General features: G+C 38.7%; 8 protein-coding genes and 2 pseudogenes. 6 read left to right on the top strand and 4 right to left on the bottom strand.

Features of this window, described 5'->3' with window-relative positions; translation table 11 throughout:
• Together C1642_RS19330 and C1642_RS12865 are read right to left on the bottom strand one after the other, a co-directional pair.
• Positions 1-1116 (bottom strand): FAD-dependent oxidoreductase (locus C1642_RS19330; protein WP_228153867.1); only part of this gene is annotated, 1116 nt, incomplete at its 3' end.
• A gap of 11 nt (positions 1117-1127) precedes the next feature.
• Positions 1128-1469 carry a hypothetical protein gene (locus C1642_RS12865; RefSeq protein WP_032018386.1) on the bottom strand — a complete coding sequence of 114 codons (342 nt, stop codon included), beginning with the start codon at positions 1467-1469 and terminating at the stop codon, positions 1128-1130.
• A 385-nt stretch (positions 1470-1854) separates the two neighbouring features.
• Here C1642_RS12865 and C1642_RS12860 point away from each other — a divergent pair, with 385 nt between their 5' ends.
• Both C1642_RS12860 and C1642_RS12855 read left to right on the top strand, forming a co-directional pair.
• The gene (locus tag C1642_RS12860) at positions 1855-2445 is read left to right on the top strand and encodes an ANTAR domain-containing response regulator (protein WP_001125253.1); all 591 of its coding nucleotides are present in this window, start codon (positions 1855-1857) and stop codon (positions 2443-2445) included.
• On the top strand, positions 2446-3456 hold the full coding sequence (locus C1642_RS12855; protein ID WP_103236407.1) for an ABC transporter substrate-binding protein: 1011 nt from the start codon (positions 2446-2448) through the stop codon (positions 3454-3456).
• Here C1642_RS12855 and C1642_RS12850 read toward each other — a convergent pair.
• Positions 3453-3571, bottom strand: a pseudogene (locus C1642_RS12850) (hypothetical protein). The gene C1642_RS12855 and the pseudogene C1642_RS12850 sit on opposite strands and share 4 nt — an antisense overlap.
• Before the next feature lie 216 nt (positions 3572-3787).
• On the opposite strand from C1642_RS12850, the gene C1642_RS12845 reads away from it, so the two are divergent.
• The 4 genes from C1642_RS12845 (at position 3788) to accC (ending at position 7631) form a co-directional block, all read left to right on the top strand.
• Complete coding sequence (locus C1642_RS12845) at positions 3788-5116, top strand: Y-family DNA polymerase (protein WP_103236406.1); 1329 nt, start codon at positions 3788-3790, stop codon at positions 5114-5116.
• Positions 5117-5351: 235 nt separating this feature from the next.
• Complete coding sequence (gene aroQ / locus C1642_RS12840) at positions 5352-5807, top strand: type II 3-dehydroquinate dehydratase (RefSeq protein WP_000099412.1); 456 nt, start codon at positions 5352-5354, stop codon at positions 5805-5807.
• A gap of 17 nt (positions 5808-5824) precedes the next feature.
• Positions 5825-6244 (top strand): acetyl-CoA carboxylase biotin carboxyl carrier protein, encoded by a 420-nt coding sequence (gene accB, locus C1642_RS12835; RefSeq protein WP_000354611.1) that lies wholly within the window; start codon positions 5825-5827, stop codon positions 6242-6244.
• A gap of 16 nt (positions 6245-6260) precedes the next feature.
• A complete protein-coding gene (gene accC, locus C1642_RS12830; RefSeq protein WP_000939648.1) occupies positions 6261-7631 on the top strand; it encodes an acetyl-CoA carboxylase biotin carboxylase subunit in 1371 nt (456 codons plus the stop codon).
• Between the two features lie 54 nt (positions 7632-7685).
• On the opposite strand, the pseudogene C1642_RS19325 reads toward accC, so the two are convergent.
• Positions 7686-7990 (bottom strand): annotated as a pseudogene (locus C1642_RS19325) (hypothetical protein); the annotation flags it as partial.

The raw sequence follows: 7990 nt of genomic DNA, 5'->3' as shown, positions 1-7990 counted from the left end.
ATCACCCACTAAAACCGCGCCAAGCAATTTGGTTTTGTCGGCATTTACAACAATCTTTTTATAAACCAGTGCATGTTCATCTGCATAGAAATAGCTTAATGCACCTGGGGTCATGGCATGTGCATCACCAACAGAAGCAACATCAACGCCCATCAACTTCAACTTGGTGCTCATGTCTGCGCCAGCGAAGCAGTGACACTCTTCATCTAAAATGTGTTTTGCTGCAATACGCGCCATGTCATAGCCCGGTGCAACCAAGCCATAAATTTTATTTTGCCAAAGCGCACATTCACCAATGGCATAAATGTTTTGATCCGATGTTTGGCAATAATCATTAATTACAATACCGCCACGCTCACCAATCGCAAGCCCACTGTTGCGCGCAAGCTCATCACGTGGGCGAATCCCTGCAGAGAATAAAATCACATCAGTTTCGAGTTCACTACCGTCGGCAAACTTCATCACATGAGTGGTATTTACCCCAGACTCAATAGACTGAGTCGCTTTTTGTGTATGGACTTTTACACCTAAATCTTCAATTTTACGGCGTAAAACCTTGCCTCCTAAATCATCAATTTGAACTGCCATCAAACGTGGTGCAAACTCAACAACGTGTGTTTCTAAATCTAAATCACGTAATGCTTTGGCTGCCTCAAGTCCAAGTAAACCACCGCCAATTACTACGCCTGTTTTAGCCTTTAAACTTGCTGCACGAATGGCATCTAGGTCTTCAATGGTACGGTAAACAAAGCAGTTCTCGCGGTCATTACCCGGAATTGGTGGAACAAATGCATATGAACCAGTCGCCAGCACCAACTTGTCATAGCTAATCACATCACCATGATTGGTTGTTACGGTTTGTGCAGTCGTATCAATCGCCACTGCTTTAGTATTTAAACGCAGGTCAATGCCATACGCATCGGCAAAATCAAAGCGTGCTAAAGATAAATCTTTTGCCGATTTCCCTGAGAAGTATTCAGTCAAATGCACGCGGTCATATGCGATACGAGGTTCTTCTGCAAGAATCGTGATTTCCAATTCATCATCTGCTTTTTCTAAAATGGCTTCGATGAATTTGTGGCCCACCATACCATGACCAATCATTACCAATTTCATAGTGTTTCTCCTCAAATCACGTTGCTTTTAAGCTGCGTTCTTGCGTTCTCAAATAGACATTGTTGTTTTGCCTTGTGCTCTACCGAGAAACGTATCAACATCACAAAGCGTATAGCTGCTTGGAACCCATTTTTTCCACTCGTTGACGACACCCAATGCATAGCAAAGTCATAAAAACAAATAAAAAAAGCGAGCCCCCTCATACGGAAGGCTCGCATCGCTGAAACTGAAAAATTAGTTAATTCAGATGTAACTTTTTTATGCAATAAAAATAAAGACATAACCTTCACTCCGACTGAACGTAAATTTTCTGTGTGTACAATTGCACTCACAAATTCGATCAGAACGGACATCGTTGGCCGTCTTTAAAACTTATGGTCGTCTTCGACCTGTAATTAACCAAGCATTTTGCATGCCAATTCTTTTTCAAATTAATATTAATAATTTTTTTATTTTTATTTTCATATACTTAAAATAAAACCCGTTTTTATCCAAAAAGAATATTTAATTTTCCTTGCACTATTGCAGCTCGTCTATATGGTTTAAACAAAAATAAGTCTTGCCACAAAATGAATCGCTTTTTTGCACCAATATTGATCAAAACAATGCATTAGCATAGTAAAGGACCACTCATGTCTGATTTTTTGTTTAATTTTGGATGGCACTAATCTTGCTTAAAAATTGATAACAAAAAACGCGTCGAATTGGCGCATTTTCTTAGCCTGATTTTCTGAACTTATGCCAAAACTCAAAATAGCTCTTATCGATGATGATCATGCGCGGGCCGACTATATAAAAAATAGTCTGCTTGAAAATGACTTTGAAGTGGTTGCCTGCCTTACTTTGGACCACTTAAATATTTTTCGTCTTGAAGATTTACAAGCCGATGTCATCTTGCTCGATATGGATCATCCCCATCGTGACATTATTGAAAGTTGTGTGAGTAGCTATGACCTACCAACTGTTCTATTCACTAAAAATTCAGATAAAGACACCATCAAACAAGCTATAGATGCAGGCGTAACGGCTTATATTGTAGATGGCATAGACCCCGCCCGCTTACATACCATTTTAGAGATTTCAATTGAGCAATATAAAAAACATAAAAAGCTCGAAGGTGACTTAAAAGAAGCTCAAACCAAACTGGCAGACCGTAAAGATGTTGAAAAGGCCAAAGTGCTACTCATGCAACTGCATGGTTTACCTGAAGACACAGCTTTTCAATTACTCAGAAAAAATGCCATGAGTCACCGTATAACGATTGGAGAAATGGCACGGCGTTTACTTGACGCTCAAAAATTACTAAATGATCAACTAAAGGATGAATAAATGAGCAAATTAGAAAAGACTCAATTGCAACTCGGCTATATTCCTTTACTTGATTGCATCGCTTTACTTTGGGCAAAGCAGCAAGGTTTCTTCGAAGAAGTCGATTTAGATGTTACCTTAGTCAAAGAAGCATCATGGGCAAGTCTACGCGACCGTTTAGCTTTTGGTTTATTAGACGCTGCACATTGTTTATCTGCGATGCTCCCTGCAGCAGCAATGGGTGCAGACCAAATTGGTATTGCACTGCAAACCCCGCTCGTTTTAAGTAAAAACCGTGCTTTTATCAGCTTAAGCCAAAAATTAATTCATCAATTGGCTATTAAAGAAAACGATAATGCACAAACTACCGCCCAAAAAGTTACTCAATACATTGAACAAGATCATACTCTTTCTTTAGCCCATGTATTTAAACATTCAATCCATCATTATTGTTTAAGAGAATGGCTTGCTTTGGCAAACTCTAAAACAGCTCAAACGCTCAAACTCAAAGCACTTCCGCCACCGTATATGGTCGAAGCTTTAGATAACCATGTGATTGATGGTTTTTGTGTGGGAGAGCCTTGGAATACTCAAGGTGAACTTTTAGGTTTAAGTAAAATCGTCTGCTCAAGTCAAGACATTATTCCCAATGTGGCAGATAAAGTTCTCGCAGTAACTCAAGAATGGGCTGAACAACATCCTCAAACCTTAGTTGCCCTTACAACGGCAATTATGAAAGCTCAAAAAGAATTGAGTAATTTAAAAGATTTTGCACCTGTCTTAAAGTTATTGGTCGAGTTTGGGATTGTCCGATTTCACTGCTCTGAAGAAGTACATGTCGATAAATATTATATGATTCAAAATATTGTAAAGTACTTGGTTAAAGAAAATGCGGCTCCCCAACCTGAAGATTTCCATTGGTTATTTCAGCAAATGCAAAAATGGGAAAAACTTCAATTAGCCCCTGATCAAATCATAGAACTGAGTGCACAATGCATTAATCTCGAGTGCTACAATCAAGCCAAACTCTAAAAAAACTTAAGCGTATTATAAAAAAAGCTGTCTTTATTAACAAAGACAGCTTGAAAGACCCATAAGACAAATGCGTTATACGCATTACTACATTTAAAAGACTCAACTCATCCATTAAATATAGCTCTTATGTTTCCGATCATAACCAATTAAAACTTATCATTTTCAGACATTTCCATATCAATAACTGACATTTCATAGATTTTATCTCCTATCTATAATTTCGACGAACAACTGAAACTCCCCTAGATATCAGCCCGTAATTTTGTTAACTTGATTATGTTACAAATTCAAAATGCAGATTTCAGTTAATGAGTAAGGGGATGAAATAATGAAAGATATCTCACACCGTGAAGTTTATGCACTGGTTGATATTAATAATTGCTATGTTAGCTGCGAGCGTCTTTTCAACCCTAAACTCAATGATAAACCTGTAGTTGTTTTATCTAATAATGATGGCTGTGTGGTCTCACGTAGTGAAGAGGCAAAACTTTTAGGGATTAAAATGGGCGTACCGTGGTTCCAAATTGAAAAAGATGCTTTACAAGCAGGCGTTCAAGTCTATTCAAGCAACTACACTTTATATGCCGAGATGTCCCGCCGTTTTTTTGCTGTTCTCGGTGAGTTTTTCTCTCCAGATGATTTAGAAGCCTACTCTATAGATGAATGCTTTATTCATCTCACCCCTTACCTCCAATCTATCGATATCTCTGACTACTGCAATAAAGTGAGAAGCACTCTCCTAAAATGGTTAGGCTTACCTTGTTGCATTGGAATTGGATATTCAAAGACACAAGCAAAACTTGCCAATCACTATGCTAAGAAAATTAAAAGTTTTAAAGGAGTATGTAATTTCATCACCTTAGATCCATTAATTATGGAAGACCTCATGCAACAGACATCAGTCAAAGAGGTATGGGGAATCGGCTATCAATTAGTCAAACAGCTACAAAGTTATGAGGTGTACACATGCCTAGACTTAACTTTTGCCAATGAACACCATATGGCAAAGGCATTTTCTGTGGTCATGGCACGCACTATTCGTGAGCTAAAAGGCCAATCCTGTATTCAACTTGATGATCCAGCTATTCCAACGAAACGGATTTTAGCATCACGAAGTTTTGCTCAAGCTTTATCCAGTATTGAGATTATTAAACAAGCACTTATCTTTCACCTTAACCGGGCACATCGCCGTTTAATGAAACAAGAACAACTTTGTGCCTGTGTTCAAGTTATGCTTTATGAAAAAACCGACAAACCACCCTATAAAAAAGCCACATCTCAGGCAATTGGTCTTCATTATGCAACAGATGATTTATGCATACTTACTAAAGTAGCGATGCAGCAAATTGATGTTTTATATAAAGAAAATAAAAGTTATATAAAAATTGGAGTATTATTTTGTGGTCTACACGCACGTCAGCAACATATTGATGATTTATGGCAGCCTCTGGAACTTATTCATCAAAGACAACAATTGATGGAAACTTTAGGTACAGTCCGTAAGCGCTTTGGTAGTCACTATTTACAAGTTGGATATCACTCACGTAATCCATCTTGGCAAATGAAACAATGTCATCGCTCAAAAAATTACCTAACTCGCTGGAATGAAATGTTAACGATTGAAGATGCTTATACCCCCGTTACACAAAATACATGAACTGTTTTTGTCAATTCGGTTTAAAATAAGTTCCGTTAAATTACTTGAAATTTTGTCATTTTTTAACATTGCTAATTCGTCGCAAAATTTACAATATATAAGCCGAATTTGGTGTACCCTTTCTGCGACAATTAAAAGAAATTATAAAAAACTTGTAGAAACATATGCCATAATAAGCAAACTTTGCAGACATCTTGCAAAGATTATTTGCAACTTTAGAGCTGGAGCAATCTGAATGAGTTCGACCATTTTGGTAATTCATGGACCGAATTTGAATTTGCTGGGAAAACGCGAACCAGAAGTATATGGTCATCTTACCCTAGACAATATCAACCAACAACTTATTGCTCAAGCTGAACAAGCCTCAATTACACTAGATACTTTTCAAAGCAACTGGGAAGGTGCCATTGTTGACCGTATTCATCAGGCACAAACAGAAGGCGTAAAACTGATTATTATTAACCCTGCTGCCCTCACCCACACTTCAGTTGCTTTACGCGATGCCTTACTTGGCGTTGCCATTCCCTTTATTGAAGTACATTTATCAAATGTTCACGCACGTGAAGCTTTCAGACATCACTCTTATTTATCAGACAAAGCAATTGGCGTGATTTGTGGTCTAGGCGCAAAAGGTTATAGCTTTGCACTCGATTACGCTATTGAAAAAATTCAACCATCTAACCCAAACTAGTTCAGGAATAGTCGCCCATGGATATCCGCAAAATTAAGAAACTCATCGATTTAATGATTGAGTCTGACTTGCAAGCGATTGAAGTTAAAGAAGGTGATCAATCGATCGCTTTAACTCGTCGCAATCCTGTCGTTGCTGCGGCTGGTGTAGCACTTCCGGCAGCTCCTGTTGCTGAAGCACCTGTTGCAAAAACACCACGTGGAGCAGTTGAAACTTCTCCTATGGTTGGTGTGTTCTATGCTGCTCCAAGCCCAGGCGAAGCACCATTTGTTAAAGTAGGTCAAACAGTATCTGCTGGTGAGACTTTGGGTATTATTGAAGCAATGAAAATCATGAACCCGATTGAAGCAACTCAAAGCGGTGTGATTGAAGAAATTTTAGTGAAAAATGGTGAAGTGATCCAATTCGGTCAACCTTTATTCCGTTATCGCGCGTAATACCCCGGGGACATCTATGTTGCAAAAAGTTTTAATTGCAAACCGTGGTGAAATCGCTTTACGAATTACCCGGGCTTGCAAAACATTAGGAATCAAAACTGTTGGTATCTATTCAGATGCCGATAAAGATTTGATGCATTTACGTTTCGTTGATGAAGCAGTATGTATTGGTCCGGGTGCAAGTAGTGACAGCTATTTAAACATCCCGGCAATTATTACTGCTGCAGAAATTACTGGTGCCGATGCAATTCATCCAGGTTATGGCTTCCTTTCGGAAAATGCCGAGTTTGCTGAAATTGTAGAAAGCTCAGGTTTCACATTTATTGGCCCTCGCCCAGAACATATCCGTTTAATGGGTAACAAGGTTTCTGCAATTGTTGCAATGAAAAAAGCTGGCGTACCTACGGTACCTGGCTGTGACCATGCTGTAACTATCCATAACGCATTAGCTGAAGCGAAAGAAATCGGTTTCCCGCTTATTGTTAAAGCAGCAGCTGGTGGCGGTGGTCGTGGAATGCGTATCGTTGAACGTGTAGACACACTACTTGAGTCAGTTCAAGCGGCTCAACGTGATGCAGAAATGTGGTTCGGCGATGATACCGTGTACATGGAACGCTTCTTACAAAAACCTCGCCATGTCGAAGTTCAAGTTTTGGGTGATGGTAATGGCCACGCGATTCATTTATATGACCGTGACTGTTCATTACAACGTCGTCACCAAAAAGTGTTAGAAGAAGCTCCTGCTCCAAATCTACCGGAACAAGCACGTGCTGATATTTTACAAGCCTGTGTACACGCATGTCAGTTAATGCAATATCGTGGTGCTGGTACGTTTGAATTCTTATTTGAAGATGGTGAATTCTTCTTCATTGAAATGAATACTCGTGTTCAGGTTGAGCACCCTGTAACTGAAATGGTAACTGGGGTTGACATTATTGAACAGCAATTACGTATTGCAGCTGGTTTAGGCTTAGAGCTTCAACAAGAAGATATTGAAGTTCGTGGTCATGCCATTGAATGTCGTATCAATGCCGAAGATCCAACAACATTCTTACCTTCACCAGGTAAAATTGAAAGTTTCTATGCACCAGGTGGTGCGGGTATTCGTTTAGATTCTCATATCTATCCTGGATATAGCATTCCGCCATATTACGATTCAATGATTGCAAAATTGATTGCTCATGGTAAAGATCGTGAAACTTCACTTGCCCGCATGCGTCAAGCGTTAGATGAAATGATCCTTACAGGAATTAAAACCAATATTCCTTTACATAAAGATCTTATTTTGCAGGATAAAAACTTCTGTTCTCAAGCAATGGACATTCATTACCTTGAAAAACACTTGTTAAAGCAAGTGGAAGAAGAAAAGAAAGCTGAAACTGCATAATATGCTTCATATAAAAAAGCCTCTTAAATAAGAGGCTTTTTTATATCTACTTGTTTATGGCAACATTCGGCGTAAAGTTGCGAAACATTGCTCACCCTTAGCCGTTGAGCAGAAATTAATAGTATGGTCATTTTTCCATTGCACGAAATATTGAGAAATATCACCTGTCTGATCTTGCTTCTGACCAGAACAATCTACTTTATTATTATCAAACTTAATTTGCATTACTAAAGCCGATAGCTGCTCTTTAGGGTCATCAGATGGCTGATATTCATAAATACCGTATGACCACTCTTCACCACTTTTAATCACCACATCGTTACTACTGCGGAAGTTATAATACTCTACACATTTTTTAT

The organism is Acinetobacter sp. AKBS16, from assembly GCF_002899995.1.
Lineage (GTDB): Bacteria > Pseudomonadota > Gammaproteobacteria > Pseudomonadales > Moraxellaceae > Acinetobacter > Acinetobacter baumannii.
The sequence above is the reverse complement of the archived record's forward strand: the minus strand, read 5'-3'. Positions and strand labels throughout refer to the sequence as shown.

Excerpts from the sequence above, each read along its gene's own strand:
- C1642_RS12845 (WP_103236406.1), top strand. The coding sequence starts at position 3,788 with ATGAAAGATATCTCACACCGTGAAGTTTATGCACTGGTTGATATTAAT.
- accB (WP_000354611.1), top strand. The coding sequence starts at position 5,825 with ATGGATATCCGCAAAATTAAGAAACTCATCGATTTAATGATTGAGTCT.
- C1642_RS12860 (WP_001125253.1), top strand. The coding sequence starts at position 1,855 with ATGCCAAAACTCAAAATAGCTCTTATCGATGATGATCATGCGCGGGCC.
- accC (WP_000939648.1), top strand. The coding sequence starts at position 6,261 with ATGTTGCAAAAAGTTTTAATTGCAAACCGTGGTGAAATCGCTTTACGA.
- C1642_RS12865 (WP_032018386.1), bottom strand. The coding sequence starts at position 1,469 with ATGTCCGTTCTGATCGAATTTGTGAGTGCAATTGTACACACAGAAAAT.
- C1642_RS12855 (WP_103236407.1), top strand. The coding sequence starts at position 2,446 with ATGAGCAAATTAGAAAAGACTCAATTGCAACTCGGCTATATTCCTTTA.
- aroQ (WP_000099412.1), top strand. The coding sequence starts at position 5,352 with ATGAGTTCGACCATTTTGGTAATTCATGGACCGAATTTGAATTTGCTG.